The organism is Shewanella sp. A32, from assembly GCF_029167175.1.
GTDB lineage: Bacteria > Pseudomonadota > Gammaproteobacteria > Enterobacterales > Shewanellaceae > Shewanella > Shewanella yunxiaonensis.
In genome coordinates this window covers 233,962-251,233 of the sequence record NZ_JARFTS010000001.1, presented here as the reverse complement: position 1 = coordinate 251,233, position 17,272 = coordinate 233,962, and the positions used below count along the sequence as shown (strand labels likewise).

The following is a 17,272-nucleotide window of genomic DNA, read 5'->3' as shown; positions in this document are numbered from 1 at the left end:
TTCCTAGCATTAATAGAGATCCCGGTGATAACGTCCCTGACGTTGCAACTCATCTAACAGGTTATCACCTAGAATTTGTAACAACACTTGCTGCACACCCGCGCCGATCCCGTCAATAGCACCACAGACATAAATATGGGCGCCAGAAGCCAAGTACTGTTGCAGTCGCGCGGCTTCTGCCTGCAGACACTGCTGCACATAACGGCCTTGTGGCCGTGACCAGGCAAAATCCAGATGGTTGATGACACCGGCATCAACGAATTCGGTTAATTCCGCCGCGTAGTAATTATCCAGCTCCGCGTAGCGCTCGCCGAACAACAACCACACTGGCGTTTGATAATTCAGCTTTCGGCGTTGCTGCAAAAAGCCGAGATAAGGTGCCAGTCCAGTACCTGCCCCGACCAAAATGAGTGGAACATCGGCCTGTGGCAGGTGAAAATTGCTGTGCGGCTTCAATCGTACTTGCCAGTTGCTGCCGACATCAGCAGTTGCCAACGCCCCGGAAGCACGCCCTTCCCAGCCATCAGCCCCGGCCACCCGACGTACCATCAACTGTACCTGGCTATCGATGCTGGCAATAGAATAGCTGCGCGGGGCCAAAGCAGCAGCGGCATTCACATATTGCTGAGGAGATAAACTGTTCTGAGTGACGGATAACGCTTCCAGACACTGTGCCTGTGCCTGCCATAACGGCATGACACCAGTATGCGTGCTGACCATCGCATCCGCGTCCAACCCTATCTGCCGCAGGTATTCACGGCTTTTAGCCTCTGACCATAGCGGTAATAGCTCAAGAATATCGCCTGCTTGCCAGTTGCCATCCACCTTGAATTCAAGATGGTACACCTCTCTGCCGCTGTCAGGATTAAGGCAGCGATGTTCGGTCAAGGTCGCTTGCTGCCAGCTGTCTAACGCTAATGATGAGGGCTCCAAGTGTAATTTTTGTGCCAACGCCGCATTCCATTGTTGCAGAGCTAGCTCGGCGCCGCGGTCAACTTCTTGAAGTGGCAGCAAGGTGCCAGCCCCCAGCTCACTGAAACGCTGTGCAAGCCAATGACCAAATGCACAGAAATGTTGATATTGGCGGTCACCAAACGCCAACACGGCCACATTCACATGATTAAGCGCCAATGCGGTAGTGGCTAACTGGTGTTGAAAGGCGATGGCGCTATCGGGCGCCTGCCCCTCACCATAGGTTGACGCTAGCACCAGCACCTGCCGATAAGCGCCTAAGTCTTGCGGCTGCATGTTGGCCAAAGAGCGCAGATGCACTCCGGCACCTTGTTGTTCCAACCAGTTTTTGAGGCGCTGACCATGAGCGGCTGCGGTACCACTCTGACTGGCGTAAGCGATCAGCGTTTCAGCACTGCCGGAGGCTTGTTCTTTGGGACGGGCGCGTCGATTAAAGAACAGCCATACGCCGGTCACGGCAAATGAAGAAAATGCCAGCCCCGCCAACGACCAAAGTAATTTACCGGTTAACCCGAAAAATAATCCGGTGTGCAGTGCATAAATGTTTGCCAGCAGATAATCCCCGCCATGCAGATCCGAATATCGCTGCTGCTGTAACAGCTTACCTGCGGCATCAAAGATCAAGACCGAAAATGCCTGTGGATGGGGAGCATCGGCTTCCAGATAACGGATCCGTACATTGCCGGTAGCTTGTGCCGGAAAGTACCAGCGGGCGAAATGCCCATCCGGTTTAATCAACAGGAAGTTATGCCAAACCGCATCCGCATTTGGAGTCACGGCAACGTCCGCCACCGCCGTTGGCTGCGGTGATCCAAGCCACTGCTTTACACCATTCTTATACCAGTCAAAAGCAAACCAAGGACCGGTCAGCGCCATGATAAATATCGGGATAAACAACCAGGTACCTATCAGCGCATGGAATTGCCACAACGCCAAACGACCTTTGCTACCACGTTTCCACCATAACCAGTCCTTGATATTGGTTAACCGGTCTGGCGCCCGGCGAATAAACCCGGCAAGCAGCAGACCAATTGCCATCAACGCCGCCGTGCCGGTAATGACGCTACCGACTGAATGAGGCAGCAGTAACCAGCGGTGCAATGCCATCACATCGTCGAAAAAGTTACTGACCGCCGGGAGAGGTCCCAGAATTTTGCCATTATAGGGATTGAAGATTCGCCACTCACGCTGCTGAGTTTGCCGATCTTGATACTGTGCGCGACCGGGGTACTGGGGCTCTGCTTCCAGATAAATACGTTGCAAAGTTTTGCCCGGCAACGCTAGCTGCCGACTCAACTGTGGCATCGGCAGCACTGGACCACTGACCGCCACCGTTGGGCCCGGCAGCATCGCGGTAATCTCGTCTTCCAACGCTAATAAAGCGCCTGTCGCACCAACGATCAGCAATACCAGGGCACTCGCTAACCCCAACCACTGATGTATACGGAAACTTATCCGTTGACTCCAACTTCCTGACATAATTTATATGAGAATGATTTTCATTAATGTGTATTGTACCGATAAAAAAACGGCTGCCAACCCCAGATTGCTAGCAATCTGGGGGAAGCGATGATGGCATGGGAATATTAATAAATGGTTAACTAGTAACGAAACCGTTGTACCCGCGCGTTCTGTGCCTGAACTAGCTGTTCCAAATACTGGCTAGCACTAACGAAGGCACTGATCCCGTGATAGTTTTCTTCGGTTATGGCGGCAATCTGTTGCAGATTATCGGTGATATGCTCGGTAGTACTCTGTTGCTCAACCGCAGCACTGGCTATCTGCTGGCTATTACCAGTGACAGTGGCAATTAACTGCCGGATCGCTTCCATGCTGGCTTCCGCTTTAGCACTTTGTTGCAAATCGGTATCCATCTGCTGCTGGCACAGCTGCATCATGCTAACGGTGTTGTGCGCCCCCAACTGCAACTGTTCGATAATGTTTTTGATGATGTTAGCCGACTCGGCAGTTTGTTGAGCCAATACACGAACTTCACTGGCAACAACGGCAAATCCCCGTCCATGCTCACCGGCGCGAGCGGCTTCGATGGCGGCGTTGAGTGCCAGCAGGTTGGTCTGCTCCGCCACACCTCTGATCACATCCAGCACCCCACCAATCTGCTGCGAGGAACTATCTACTGTCGCTAGTGAGTTCGCGGCTTGATGTAAGTGTTGCGCCAGGATTCGGCTACCGGCAATGGTTTCCTTTACCCGTTCCCGACCCACATTTACCGCTTGTTCCATAGTAAGAACACTTTCCAACGATGCTGACGCTGATTGGGCAACGTCTTGTACCGCACCGCCCATCTGGGTCATCGCCGCCGTCACTTGTAATGTCTGTTGCCGTTGGCGATCCAGTGCCGCATGCGCTTCACCCGCCTGATGGCGATTTTCTGTGGCCACTTGTTTTAGCTGCCCGGCACCGTCATTTAACTGCGTCAGTAATTGTCGTATATGTGCTAGTAACTGGTTGGTGCTGTCTGCCAGCAAGCCAAACTCATTATGGCTTTGATATTCAACATTACGGGTAACATCGCCGGCGACCGCCGCCCGTTGTACTGTCAACAGTTCGGCCAACGGACGTTTGATCGAACGATAGGTATTCACCGCGATAACGAGTGCTAACAGCAGAGAAAAGCCCAGCAATCCCAATGATAACCAGAAGCCTAGTGCCAACGCATTGTGGACTTGCACTGCGCCTTGAGTGACACGCGCATGTGCCGCTTCATCGACAGCCCCTAACACGGCAGTGGCATAATCGATATTGCCGCCAGTCATATCGGTCAACGAGGCCACCTCATTGGACGCGGTCACATACTGTTGTTGGGTCTGCTGCATCTGCATCAGTAGTGCGGCCAGCGCGGTTAACGGTGACTGTTCAGTAACGGTGTTCGGTACTTGCTGTATTGCATCACGGGTGCGGGACAAAGCAAAATCATCATTAGCTTCGAGGATTTGCAGCATGAGGCTTTGCAGCTGTGACACGGCACCGCCCTGCCCGGCGGCAGCAACCGACGCTTCGCGCCATTGATGACGTAACTCGTCCATTTTTTGCTGAGTCTGTAGCTGTGCCAGATGTTGCTGCCCCAACGCCTTACCCTGTTTGAAATAGTCTTCATCAAGGTTATCCAGGGGGGCGATTAACGACTGTAACTCTTCACTGTCGCCAGCGATCTGCTTGAGCGCTGCCAGAGCATCAGCAAAATTCTGCTGCAGTTCACCAAAGTTGTTGATGGTGGTGATGGTCAGATGTTCATCTTTGAGCCCAGGAACTGTCTTCAACTGCCGATCCGCGTTGAGCAATACTTTGGCCAGCGCATTAGCCTTCAACACTAACGGCGTGGCGTTGTCGGTCATGCGGGTGACTTGTTGCCGAACTTGGCGAGAGGCCCAGATATTGGCGACACTGCCCAACAACAGACATAACACCAGTAGCAGTAGCCCCAGCATTACCTTCTGCGTAATCGACAACCGCAGCCGTCCGAGCAATGAATTCCAAGGTGTTGATATAAATCTGGCCATCAATAACAGCTCTCCCCGGTACAACCACACGGGCCGAAATCGGCGCCTTTTTACCGGGTTGAGTTTAAGACGTTTTAATGACAGCCAAATGACAACCACGCACCGCCAGGTTGCCAATTGTTATGGTTAAATGTTTCAAAAAGTTAATATTTTTTAAGAAGATGTGTCTATTACATGCGCACCATAAGGGTTTATAGATAGCTTTGTGGAAATTTACATAATCCTTACAATTTTTCCATTTGCAGCGATATACAGGTCGATATACTGCCGACATTAATAATTTTTGGCCTTCAAGGATCTGATAGGCCTCTGGATTAGACTGCCCATATGAAAAAATCCTCAAAACGCAAACTAGTGTTGTTGGTGATCGTCACACTGATAGCGGTAGCTGCGGTGTGGTACTTTAGCCTGCACCAGGAACCGCCGGTTGCCTATGCCACTGAAGTGGTTCATCGCGGAGATATTGAAAATACCGTTCTGGCAAATGGCATGTTACAGGCGTCGAAACTGGTAAGCGTCGGGGCACAGGTATCTGGCCAGATTAAGGTGCTGCCAGTTGTACTGGGGCAACAGGTCAAGAAAGGTGATTTAATTGCGCAGATCGACAGTCTGAGCCAGCAAAATAATCTGAAAGAAGCCGAAGCATCACTGAACAGTATCAATGCGCAATACGCGGCTAAACAAGCGCAGATCAATCAGGCGCAGCTGGAATACAATCGCCAGAAAGCCATGCTAGCGGATAACGCCAGTTCCAGAGCTGATTACGAAAGTGCTGAAGCAAATCTGACGGTCTACAAAGCCGAATTGCAGCAATTGGAAGCACAGCGGCAACAGGCAGAAATCACCGTGGATAACGCGAAAGTTGACTTGGGTTATACCACCATCAGTGCCCCCATGGACGGCACGGTAGTCTATACCGCCGTCGAAGTCGGTCAGACCGTCAACGCGAATCAAACCACCCCCACCATTGTTGAAATGGCACAGCTGGATACGATGACCGTTAAGGCTCAGATCTCCGAAGCCGATGTGGTGAATGTGAAACCGGGACAGGAGGTCTATTTCACAATTCTGGGAAACCCCAATCACAAATATCGTGGCACTTTAAGAGCGATTGAACCCGGCCCCACCAGCATGGATGGCAACGATAAGGATATGACCGCTGACGATTCCACCGCCATTTATTACAACGGTTTGTTTGAAGTGAAAAACCCCGACCACACCCTACGGATAGGCATGACCGCGGAAGTTTCCATTGTGCTGGATAAGGCTGACAATGCCCTGTTGGTACCTGCCCAGGTGTTGGTCAAACGTACTGGCCCAACGGCAGGCACTGGTCATGCCGGTTCGGCTATGCGAGGTGAACCAGGCCCACGGCCAGACGATATGCCAAAACCACAGGGCGAGTTGCCGCCAATCGGCAATGATACCCCGCCACTCCGTGCTGGCAGAGCGCCGATGCGTCCTCACTATCAGGTGCCAGTTCTTGTGAATGGGCAGGTCGAGTATCGTGATGTGAAAGTGGGCATCAATAACAAGGTCAATGCGCAAATACTGTCAGGGCTGCAAGAAGGCGAGGAAGTCGTCATCGGGACGCCAACATCCGGGACGGCGTCCAGCAATCGTCGCCGTCCAGGGCCACCGATGGGGTTCTAAGTTATGACACAAGCGTTACTTGAACTCTCAGGCGTTTACCGCACATTTCCCGCGGGAGAGCAGCAACTCACGGTACTGCAAGACGTCAACCTGACGATTCAACGGGGCGAAATGGTGGCGATTGTTGGGGCCTCTGGCTCAGGCAAATCGACGCTGATGAATATCCTCGGCTGTCTGGATAAGCCCAGCAACGGGAACTATCTGATCAATGGTCAGGACACCTCGGCCATGGATGCCGATGAACTCGCCGCACTGCGCCGCGAATACTTTGGTTTTATCTTCCAACGCTATCACCTGCTGGGAGATTTAACGGCGGTAGGTAATGTTGAAGTGCCCGCGGTCTATGCTGGCAAAGATCGCAGTACCCGTCGGGAACGGGCCGAAATGATTTTGACCCGACTGGGTTTAGATGATCGGCTGCATCATAAGCCCAGCCAATTAAGTGGTGGTCAACAGCAAAGGGTAAGTGTGGCACGGGCGCTGATGAATGGCGGCGACGTTATTCTGGCCGATGAACCGACCGGGGCACTGGATAGCCACAGCGGCGAAGAGATGATGAAGCTGCTGCAAGAACTGCATCAGGATGGCCACACCATTATTATTGTTACCCATGATATGTCGGTAGCCCAGTACGCCGAGCGTATCATCGAAATCAAAGACGGGGTGATTTTTGCCGATAGTCGTATGCAACCACGGCAAGAACGGCCATTTACTGCCAAAGCTCGCGTTGCCAAACACGCCTGGTTAGCACACTGGGATCGCCTCGCTGAAGCGATGAAAATGGCATTGTTAGCCATGTCATCCCACCGTTTGCGTACTTTCCTTACCATGTTGGGGATCATTATCGGCATCGCCTCAGTGGTGTCGGTTGTGGCACTAGGGGAAGGCTCCCGGCAACAGATCCTCAAAAATATCAGCTCCATGGGCACGAATACCATTGATATTCGTCCTGGTAGCGGTTTTGGTGACCGACGCTCCGGTCGGGTCAGAACGCTCACGGCTAACGATGCCAATACCCTTAAAAATCTGCCCTACGTTGACAGCGTTACGCCGTCGATCAGCTCGAACGTTACTATTCGTTATGGTAATCAGGCGGTAACTGCGTCAGTTTCCGGCGTCGGACCGGAATATTTCCGCGTGCGTGGCTACCAATTGGCCCAGGGACAGTTCTTCGATGACGATAGCGTTGACGCGCTGGCACAAGCAGCGGTGATCGACAACAACACATACAAATCGTTATTTCCTAACAGCAATCCGATAGGACAGATTATCTTTCTCGGGCGCCTGCCGGTGCGAATTATCGGGGTCACCCAGAAAAAAGACAGTGCATTTGGCAATAACGATTCATTGACGGTTTGGGTGCCCTACACCACCGTCGGTGGACGCATGGTTGGCCAGAGTTATCTTGATAGCATCTCTGTACGCATCAACTCTTCCGCGCCAAGTAACGCCGCAGAACAAGGCATTATCAGCTTGTTGAAAATGCGCCATGGCAAGCAGGATTTCTTCACCATCAATACCGACACTATCCGGCAGAATATTGAGAAGACCACCGCCACCATGACGCTGCTGATCTCAGCCATTGCGGTGATTTCACTGGTTGTTGGTGGCATCGGCGTGATGAACATCATGTTGGTGTCAGTCACAGAGCGCACCCGAGAGATCGGCGTGCGGATGGCCGTGGGGGCTCGCCAAGGCGATATTCTGCGGCAATTCCTCATTGAAGCCGTGCTGGTGTGTCTTGGCGGTGGCGCGCTCGGTATCGCCTTGTCGTTTATGATTGGCGTTGCCTTCTCTTCTGCCAGCAGTGATTTCAAAATGATCTATTCCACCACTTCAATCGTGGCGGCCTTTGCCTGCTCTACTCTGATTGGCATTCTGTTTGGCTTCTTGCCAGCGCGAAATGCAGCCAAGCTGGATCCGGTAGATGCTCTGGCCCGGGAGTAATGTGATGACAGCTAAAAAACTTTTCCCAATCTCTGCTATCGCTGCGGCGATGATGTTACTCAGTGGCTGCGGTGTGTTTACCCGCGCGACTTTTCAGCCACCCGAAGTCATCATTCCGGCAAACTGGCAGCAAACCACGGTGAACCAGCAGGTCAGTCTCGACCCCTGGTGGCAAAAATTCAATAATCCCGAACTTAATCAGCTCATTACTGATGTACTGAAAAAAAACAATGAGTTGACGTTAGCGACGCTTACATTACAAAAAGCCCGGTTAGAAGCCGGGCTGACAGCTACCGACAGGTGGCCCCAAGTGTCAGCCAGTGCCGCTGCCAGCAAAAGTAAATTGCTGGATGGCGGCTCGTCCAGTAACAGTTACAGTGCCAGTGTTTCCGTCAGTTATGAGGCCGATTTGTGGGGCAAAGTAGCGGCCAACGTCGACGCCAGCAGTTGGAGTGCCATGGCCAGTGCTGAAGACCGGGAAAGTACCGCGCAAAGTTTAGTCGCGACCACGGCGTCGCTGTATTGGCAAATCGGCTATCTTAAGCAACGCATAACGCTGAGTCAGAACAGTATTGACTATGCCAAACAAACACTGGAACTGACCCAGAATCAATATGCTGCCGGAGCGGTGTCTAAACTTAATGTGCTGGAAGCCCAGCGCAATCTCGCAGGACAAGAATCCAGCCATAGTGAGTTATTGCAACAGCTGACGGAAGCTGAGAATGCATTCGCATTATTGTTCAATCAACCGCCGCTTCAACTGTCACTGCAGATTGATAAGCTACCGAATGGCCCCGTGCCCGAAATCGCCGCGGGCGTGCCTGCGGATCTACTGGTGCGGCGCCCGGATGTAAAAGCCGCGTTGTATGCCTTACGTGCAGCGCTGGCGAGCAAAGATGCCACCTTTGCCAGTTATTTTCCGACACTGAACCTGACGGGTGCCGTTGGCGATTCATCCACTGAATTGACTAACCTGCTGCGTAATCCGGTTGGCACCTTGGGAGCGGGATTAACATTGCCATTCCTGCAATGGCAGCAGATGTCGCTTAATAATCAGATGGCGGAGGTGGACTACGAGAGTGCCGTAGTCACCTATCGTAAAACCTTGTATCAAGCGTTTGAAGATGTGGATAACGCGATATCCGCACGACGCCAATACGCCTATCAAGGGGAAAAACTACAGCTGCAATATACAGCCGCAGCAGCGGCTGAGAAAATTTATGAAAGCCAGTATCGCCATGGTGCAATAGCGATTCAGAACTGGCTGGACGCGCAGGAAACACGTCGTAGCGCCGAAGCATCCTTGCTGCAAAATCACTACAATCAGCTGACGGCACAAGCGACGCTTTTTCAAGCGCTTGGTGGCAGTGATATCGCGCCGCCGCGTTCCTAACTATATCTGTTGGCGTCAAAAACGGTGTTAAATGCCATCTTTGACGCATAACTTTCACTCTAGTTTAAAATAACCATTAGCCTGACGAGGTTTTATAATACCTAAGGTTGTAATCAACTTATTAATAAATAAAAACTAATTTAAAATAGGTTAAATCATGATTAAAAGTTTCTTAACCTGCTTAAATAAAAAAATTAATTTTTTATAATCGGCACCCATTATTCTAATGTCTGTATAACGTTAAATGAAGATTACGCTAAAAACTCGCCTCTTAGGCGCTAGTCTTGCAGCAGTATTGATTGTGTCTATCATCCTTAGTGCGCTTTCTTTCAATTCCATCCAGAAAATGTCGCTTAACCAGACGGAAGAACAAATTCAGCAAACTGGGGAACTATTTGCCTATAACATTAGTAATTGGCTTGACGAGAAAAAAAATGGCTTACTGAGCTTGAAGCGTTCCTTAGAGGCAATGCCTGACGATCAGGATCCAACGTTTCTGCTGGCTTATGCTCAGCGTGCGCTTGATTACAGTCTGTCCATGTATGGTAATGAGCGGGGAGAAATGTATCGACATGATCCCGCACTGTACGTGGCAGGATTTGATCCACGAGTGCGTGACTGGTACAAAAAGGCCAAGACCTCTGGCCAATTAATTATCGAACCACCGCATCTCAGTAGTTCATTGCAAAAAATTGTGGTCACTTTTTGCGCGGCCGTAATGGATAATACAGGCAAAACTAAAGGCGTAGTTGGCAGCAATGTTACCTTGACAAAAATCACTGATAAGCTTGTAAAACTCAAGGTACCAGGCAACGGTTTTGCGGCATTAATAGAACAAGATGGAAATCTGATCAGTTATCCAGACAAATCTTTTGAAAATAAGCCACTAACAGATGTTGATCCACGATTCAATCAACAATGGTTAAAGCAACTGAACTCACATAACTCCTTATATGAAGACAGTTTCCTGGGCAAGCAAAAATTTTTCTACCTTGCGGATATTCCTGGCAGTGATTGGTCATTACTGTTTGTAATGAACAAAGATGTCATTATGGCAGAAGCGAACCAGCTAACGTTCACCATGATGTTAACAGCAATCATCGCCATCTTTTTGTTTGCAGTGGTACTCATTTTCATCTTCCGTAGCCAATTCCGCGATCTAGAAAATGTTTCCAAAGCACTGGATTCAATCGCCAATGGTGGTGGTGATTTAACTGTTCGAATTAATACTCGTCACAAATATGATGAAATCGGTCAATTGGCACAGGGCTTTAACCGTTTTGTAGCATTATTGGCAAAGATGGTAGGGCGCCTTGGTGAAGTCTCATGCAATTTGACCGAGGAAGCCAGAACGAGTCGCCTAGTGGCAGAAGGTAATCGTGGTGAAATTGTGAAACAATTGGATGATGTCACGATGGTTGCTACCGCAGTTACAGAAATGGCAGCAGCTACTCAGGAAATTTCCAGTAACGCCCAAACCGCTGCGCATACTGCCGAACAAGCAGTCACATTGGCGGAGTCAGGGCAAGAGCAGGCAGGACAGTCGCAACAATCCATTAAACAATTAGCAACGGAAGTGGGCAACGCTACAGCGATTATTGCGGAACTGGATCAGCACTCACGGAAAATCAACAGTATCTTGCTGACTATCAGTGATATTGCAGAACAAACCAATTTACTCGCACTCAATGCCGCAATTGAAGCGGCGCGTGCGGGGGAACAAGGCCGTGGTTTTGCCGTAGTGGCCGATGAAGTTCGCGTGCTGTCACAGCGTACGCATGCATCTACACAAGAAATCCAAGTAATGATTGCAACGCTACAGGAGATTGCGGCCAGTGCAGTGACCACTATGAATAAAAGCAATCAGATGACGGATGTGAGTGTTACCGATGTCGAAGCAGCCAACGCCAGTCTGCAACAAATCAGCGCAGCCATAAGCCAGATTTCTGATATGGCTCGGCAGATAGCAACTGCGGCGGAAGAGCAAACATCAGTAACAGCTGAGATTAACCGCAATACAGAATCCATCCGAGAGGTATCCGGAGGATTGTCATCAGAAGCAGAAAAATCAGCGAAACAGGCACAAACGCTGGAATCCTTGGCTCAACGTCTGGCAACAGAAGTAGGACAATTTCGAATATAGAACGCCAATAAGACTGATAGGATGCCTACCGAACGAAGTCCACTCCACAATTTAAGCATTACTAAACAGTAAACCTTAACTTTAAGTCCGCCCTAAAATTATTTTTTAATAATTTTAGGGCGGACTTATTTCGTTAAAATGAAGTTTTAGGCATAATTTACGTTAAAAAATAGCAAACTATCTTACCAAACGGTTTCAGAAGAGTGATTCAACGCATATCTTCAGTGAGCAAGTCATGGAATCTATCATCGGGCAAGGTATGTTGATATCAAGCACAAAGCTTATTGTAGTAAACTGAATTCAAAGGTTATTGGATGCCATCGCGTTCATTTATGCATTCTCCAGCGATGTGGGAAGATGACGCGGCTTATCGGCGAACGCTGCTGCAAATCATTCTATGGGTCGTTGCCGTACTGGTCTCGGCTTTATCACTTAGTAATCTACACCATGCAGACAAAACCGTTTCCATGATGGAAGCGGCGATTGCCATCTACTGTTTAGTCTTTCTGTTGCGACTGCAACACACGACAAAGACCACTTGGTGGACATCCGGGCTAATGCTGATTGTCGGCAGCGTCATTATCTACGGGATGTACAGCAAGGGACTCTACACCGATGGTTTTTACTGGCTGCTATTAATGCCCCCCGCCAATATGTTACTGCTGGGGTTGGTTTTGGGTGGCATTTTTACGCTGTGCTTTGGCGTTCTGGGTGTAGCGGTCATGGTATGGGCGCAACCCAGTATTGACGGCACCTTGGACACAGCGCTGCTGATTAACGCCAGTGTCAGCTATCTGTTTCTGTGGGCAATGAGCCATATCTTTGAATTTAAAAGAGCGCAGATGGTCCAACGGTTAAGAGAAATCGCGGCACGCGATCCCCTTACAGGCTTACATAACCGGTTGCATCTGGAAAACATCTTCCAGCAAATCGTCAAGTCTCATGCCTCCGAGAAACAGTCCTTCACCCTGTTACTGCTGGATATTGACCACTTTAAACACCTGAACGATGAAAATGGGCATGAAGCGGGTGATCTGATTTTATGCCAACTGAGTCAACGTATGACTTTTCATACCAGACAAAGTGACTGGTTGTTCCGCGTGGGGGGAGAAGAATTTTGTATTCTGTTACCCACAACCCGTAAAGCACAAGCCATGGAGCTGGCGGAACGCTTACGCAATGATATTCAGCAGTTGAAGCCCTACTTTCACAAACAGACGTTGCAATTTACTGTCAGCATGGGACTAGCGGAATGGCCACTTGATGGCAAAGACTTTGACACGCTATATCGCCAGGCGGATATGCGACTTTACCAAGCCAAAGCCCGTGGCCGTAACCAAACTGTCGCCGGTCAGTAATCCTTCAGCCAGCGAGTTGTTAACCACACCTTCAAGGCAAAAAGCACAGGGTAGTAACGCGCAACACGGCAATTTCCTTCACATTTTCAACCTAGCATTTTCCGCGAAACAAGCCAGTATGAGTTGTTATTTACATGGCATTCACAAACATTAATAGTATTTAAAATCATATAGATAAAATAACTCATCCCACACAAACCTTTCCGCCAGATTAACATCCGTTCATTTGAGGAACTCTTCTAAAAGTTTGCCGGTCTTGCAAATGTAAGCCCCTCTCGGGCATGCATAAAAAAACCTAGAAAGATTCATGCATACGGAGAAAAGATGATGACAGCGCAAACGACTCTGCATCGTTTAACTGCAACAGTTTCCATCAATGCCGCTGCCCCCCTATCTCAGCGGCCTTCTGCGGGCACCCCTTGGCCCGACACCCGCTGACCCCAAGGCGGGTATTTTCTTATTCGTTGAATACCGCGATTTGATGTCGCGGAAATTTTTACCCATACACCGGAGAACAACATGATACAGGTTGAACACCTGACACGCCGATACGGCGCTTTTACCGCGGTGAATGACGTGAGTTTTCAAATCGGCCGGGGCGAAGTGGTCGGTTTGCTGGGGCATAATGGCGCCGGGAAATCTACCATTATGAAAATGCTGACCGGCTTTCTTGAACCCACCGCTGGCAATATTTACATCGACAAACTTCAGGTAGGCAAAGACACTCGAGCAATTCAGGCACGCATCGGTTATCTGCCAGAAAATTGCCCGGTATGGCCTGACATGACGGTAATAGATTATCTCGAATATCAGGCATCCTTACATGGTGTGGAGCCGGTACTCATTACGCGTCGCGTTGCTGAAGTGATCCGTCGTTGTGCGCTCAAACAAAAGGCCGTGGCTTCCATCCAGACGCTCTCTCGTGGTTACCGCCAACGCGTAGGCGTTGCACAGGCGCTGCTGCACCATCCCGACATTATCATTCTCGACGAACCGACCAATGGTCTGGACCCAACACAAATTTTGCAGATGCGCCAACTGATCAAAGAGTTGGCAAAAACTGCCACCGTCATTGTGTCTACACATATTCTGCAGGAAGTTCAGGCTGTGTGTGAACGGGTGTTGATCATGCGCAATGGCCATCTGGTGATCGACTCGCGTATTGAAGAGTTGCAAACCGCCCATGGCTTGCAATTAGCCGTCAATCAGGATGCCAGCCAAACTATCCGCGCCATTGAGGGGGTCAGTGCCATTACCCCGCAAGCCGCCAATGATGGCTTATGGCATTGCCATATTGATGCCGCCCCGACGTTGGCCCCCATGATAGCCTCGGCCGTCTGCAATGCCGGACTGCAACTCTATGCATTGGAAATTCAAAAGCGTGACCTGGAAAGTGTCTTTGCAGATGTGAATCGGGAGGTCATTCATGGCTGAAATTCGCCAGATAGCCCGTAAAGAATTTCGCGGCTTTTTTAATTCACCGGCAGCATTCCTGTTTTTAGGCGCCTTTCTCGCCGTATGTCTGTTCGTCGTCTTTTGGGTGGCAGGATTCTTTGCCCGCAATATTGCCGATATCAGGCCGCTATTTCAGTGGATGCCACTGCTGATGATCTTTTTAGTGGCCGCTCTTACCATGCGCAGCTGGTCAGAAGAGCAGCGCAGTGGCACGCTGGAATCACTGTTAACCAGTCCGGTAGCGCCACTAAAACTGGTATTCGGCAAGTTTGCGGCAATGTTGTCCCTGGTCGCACTGGCGCTGTTGCTGACTTTGCCCTTACCCATCACCGTCTCCTTTATGGGGCCGCTTGATTGGGGACCAGTGATTGGCGGTTATGTGGCATCGCTGTTCCTGGCGGCAGCCTATATCGCTATCGGTCTTTACATGAGTTCGCGCACCGATAACGCTATCGTTGCCTTGATCCTTACAGTAGTCGTCTGTGGACTATTTTACCTTATTGGCACACCACAACTGACCAATCTGTTCGGCTATGAAACCGGTGATCTGCTGCGCTCATTAAGTACCGATGCACATTTTCAATCCATCACCCGTGGCGTGCTGGATCTGCGCGATCTTTATTATTATTTGTCGCTGGTAGGCATTTTCGTAGCACTTAACCTGCTGCGGCTGGAACGACTGCGTTGGGCAAATAACCCTGCGAATGCTCGTCATCGCCAGTGGCGGCTGGTGACGGGCTTGGCAGTGGTGAACTTCATCGCGGCTAATTTGTGGTTAGCGCCTGTTGGCTGGGCACGCTTGGATATGACCCATGGCCAACAATACACCTTGTCGGATGCCAGCAAACATTATCTGCAACAGCTGCAGGAGCCACTGCTGATCCGCGGTTATTTCTCCGCCAAAACTCACCCACTGCTGGAACCGCTGGTTCCACAAGTAAAAGACTTACTTGAGGAATATGCGGTAGCGTCTGGCAACAAGGTTCGCGTGGAATTTGTGGATCCACAAAAGAACCAGAAAGCCGAACAGGAAGCCGCATCCCGTTATGGCATTAAACCTTTGTCTTTTGAAACCGCGAGTAAATATTCGGCGGGAGTCATGAGTTCCTACTTCAACGTCGTCATCGCTTATGGCGATCAATACAAGGTGCTGGGTTATCAGGACCTGATTGAAGTGAAAGGGCGTGGTGACCATCTGGATGTGGTGCTGAAAAACCCCGAATACGCTGTGACCAGCGCGATCCGTAATGTGCTGCATAAATGGCAGGCAGGCGGCAGTCCTTTTGATGCCATTAATGGCAAAGTCACCTTCCACGGCTATATGTCCGCCACCGATCATTTACCACAACCGTTACAGAAGCTACGGGGTGAGTTAGATGAGGTATTAAAAGACCTCGGCAAACAAGCTGATGGCAAACTGCTCACTCAATTTGATGATCCGCAAAACAACAGTGAATTGGCAAAAACGCTGAAGCAACAATATGGCTTTGAACCACAGATCATGGGCCTCACTGATCGTCACCCGTTCTGGTTCTATATGACACTGGAAAACGGTGGCAGCCATGTGCAGATCCCATTGCCAGAAAAGCTCGATAAAGATGCATTAAAACGCAGCATTCAAGCCGCTTTGCAGCGTTTAGCGCCGGGCTTTATGAAAACCGTTGCGTTGGTTGCTCCCAAACCGAATTATATGCAACCAGGTGGCGCCAGCTATAGCATGTTACGCCAAAGTCTCAGCAAAAACCTACGAGTGGTGGATGAGGATCTCAGTGATGGCAAAGTGTCACAAGATGCTGACTTCTTGCTGGTAATGGCACCAGAAAACCTTAGCAATAAGGCGTTGTTTGCCATAGACCAATTCCTGATGCGTGGTGGCAGTGTGATGATTGCAACCTCGCCCTATGACGTGAATGTCAGCGAATCTCTTACCGCACATGAGCACCAGAGTGGTCTCGATAAATGGTTGAATCATTACGGCCTGACTATCGACAAACGCATGGTACTGGATCCACGCAACGCGGCACTGCCACTACCAGTGGAACGCAATGTTGGCGGCATTACCTTAAGAGAGATACGCATGCTGCCATACCCGTATTTCCCTGACTTGCGGGGCAATCAGTTGTCACCCGACAATCCTGTCACCGCGCAACTGGGGCAACTGACATTGAACTGGGCATCGCCGGTCGCTGTTGACAGCAAAAAAGCGGGCAATCGCGACATCAGCAAATTATTACTGAGTTCTGCCGATAGCTGGAGTTCTGCCAACATGAATATGGTGCCGGATTATCGCGGTTATCCACGCAATGGCTTTAAACAGGAAGGCAAACCGCAGTCTTATCCGCTGGCAGTGGCTGAAACCGGTAGTTTTGACTCCTTCTTTGCCGGCAAGCCCTCGCCTTTACTCGGTGATGACAGCGCGACTAAGACCGCTAAAGCAACGGCCAAAACAGCTACCGACAATAGCTTTGGCGGCGTTATTGAACACTCGCCTGAATCTGCCCGGTTGATTTTGGTCGCCAGTAACGGCTTTGCCAGCGACAGCAGCTTGCAACTGGAATCACAGGGATTGAGCACCTTCTACACCAAGCCCATGGATTTCATTCAGAACAGCATCGATTGGTCGCTGGAAGATCCGGCGTTGCTGGCCCTACGTGGCCGGACACAGTTAGCCAGAACCCTGATAGGAATGAAGCTGGAACAACAGCAGTACTGGGAATATCTCAACTATGGTCTGGTGTTATTGGGATTGGTACTGATCTGGTTGTGGCGCCGACAGGTGAAGATCAGCGATCTGCGCCGTTATCAGCAGATCCTAGCGGAGGTATAACAG

The 17,272-nt window shown here is 50.2% G+C and carries 9 protein-coding genes; 7 read left to right on the top strand and 2 right to left on the bottom strand.

Going from position 1 to position 17,272, the window contains the following annotated elements; all coding sequences use genetic code 11:
• Positions 1-9 precede the first annotated feature (9 nt).
• Positions 10-2,451 (bottom strand): PepSY domain-containing protein, encoded by a 2,442-nt coding sequence (locus tag PY479_RS01065; protein WP_275482582.1) that lies wholly within the window; start codon positions 2,449-2,451, stop codon positions 10-12.
• Positions 2,452-2,573: 122 nt separating this feature from the next.
• Entirely contained in the window at positions 2,574-4,493 is a 1,920-nt protein-coding gene (locus tag PY479_RS01060; RefSeq protein WP_275482581.1) for a methyl-accepting chemotaxis protein, read from the bottom strand.
• Positions 4,494-4,820: 327 nt separating this feature from the next.
• Here PY479_RS01060 and PY479_RS01055 point away from each other — a divergent pair, with 327 nt between their 5' ends.
• The 7 genes from PY479_RS01055 to PY479_RS01025 all read left to right on the top strand — a co-directional run bounded on the left by PY479_RS01055 (position 4,821) and on the right by PY479_RS01025 (position 17,269).
• Positions 4,821-6,146, top strand: a complete 1,326-nt coding sequence (locus tag PY479_RS01055; protein WP_275482580.1) for an efflux RND transporter periplasmic adaptor subunit — start codon at positions 4,821-4,823, stop codon at positions 6,144-6,146.
• A gap of 3 nt (positions 6,147-6,149) precedes the next feature.
• Positions 6,150-8,093 (top strand): MacB family efflux pump subunit, encoded by a 1,944-nt coding sequence (locus tag PY479_RS01050; RefSeq protein WP_275482579.1) that lies wholly within the window; start codon positions 6,150-6,152, stop codon positions 8,091-8,093.
• 4 nt (positions 8,094-8,097) lie between these two features.
• Positions 8,098-9,486: an efflux transporter outer membrane subunit gene (locus tag PY479_RS01045; RefSeq protein ID WP_275482578.1), complete on the top strand. Its 1,389-nt coding sequence runs from the start codon at positions 8,098-8,100 to the stop codon at positions 9,484-9,486.
• A 301-nt stretch (positions 9,487-9,787) separates the two neighbouring features.
• Complete coding sequence (locus tag PY479_RS01040) at positions 9,788-11,629, top strand: methyl-accepting chemotaxis protein (protein ID WP_275482577.1); 1,842 nt, start codon at positions 9,788-9,790, stop codon at positions 11,627-11,629.
• Positions 11,630-11,943: 314 nt separating this feature from the next.
• Positions 11,944-12,987: a GGDEF domain-containing protein gene (locus tag PY479_RS01035; protein WP_275482576.1), complete on the top strand. Its 1,044-nt coding sequence runs from the start codon at positions 11,944-11,946 to the stop codon at positions 12,985-12,987.
• A gap of 519 nt (positions 12,988-13,506) precedes the next feature.
• The gene (locus tag PY479_RS01030) at positions 13,507-14,421 is read left to right on the top strand and encodes an ABC transporter ATP-binding protein (protein ID WP_212595747.1); all 915 of its coding nucleotides are present in this window, start codon (positions 13,507-13,509) and stop codon (positions 14,419-14,421) included.
• Positions 14,414-17,269 carry a Gldg family protein gene (locus PY479_RS01025; protein WP_275482575.1) on the top strand — a complete coding sequence of 952 codons (2,856 nt, stop codon included), beginning with the start codon at positions 14,414-14,416 and terminating at the stop codon, positions 17,267-17,269. The genes PY479_RS01030 and PY479_RS01025 overlap by 8 nt, the downstream gene beginning before the upstream one ends.
• Positions 17,270-17,272 lie beyond the last annotated feature (3 nt).

What these genes read in the sequence shown, in the direction of transcription:
- PY479_RS01065 (WP_275482582.1), bottom strand. Translation starts at nt 2,451, where the DNA reads ATGTCAGGAAGTTGGAGTCAACGGATAAGTTTCCGTATACATCAGTGG.
- PY479_RS01060 (WP_275482581.1), bottom strand. Translation starts at nt 4,493, where the DNA reads ATGGCCAGATTTATATCAACACCTTGGAATTCATTGCTCGGACGGCTG.
- PY479_RS01055 (WP_275482580.1), top strand. Translation starts at nt 4,821, where the DNA reads ATGAAAAAATCCTCAAAACGCAAACTAGTGTTGTTGGTGATCGTCACA.
- PY479_RS01050 (WP_275482579.1), top strand. Translation starts at nt 6,150, where the DNA reads ATGACACAAGCGTTACTTGAACTCTCAGGCGTTTACCGCACATTTCCC.
- PY479_RS01045 (WP_275482578.1), top strand. Translation starts at nt 8,098, where the DNA reads ATGACAGCTAAAAAACTTTTCCCAATCTCTGCTATCGCTGCGGCGATG.
- PY479_RS01035 (WP_275482576.1), top strand. Translation starts at nt 11,944, where the DNA reads ATGCCATCGCGTTCATTTATGCATTCTCCAGCGATGTGGGAAGATGAC.
- PY479_RS01030 (WP_212595747.1), top strand. Translation starts at nt 13,507, where the DNA reads ATGATACAGGTTGAACACCTGACACGCCGATACGGCGCTTTTACCGCG.
- PY479_RS01025 (WP_275482575.1), top strand. Translation starts at nt 14,414, where the DNA reads ATGGCTGAAATTCGCCAGATAGCCCGTAAAGAATTTCGCGGCTTTTTT.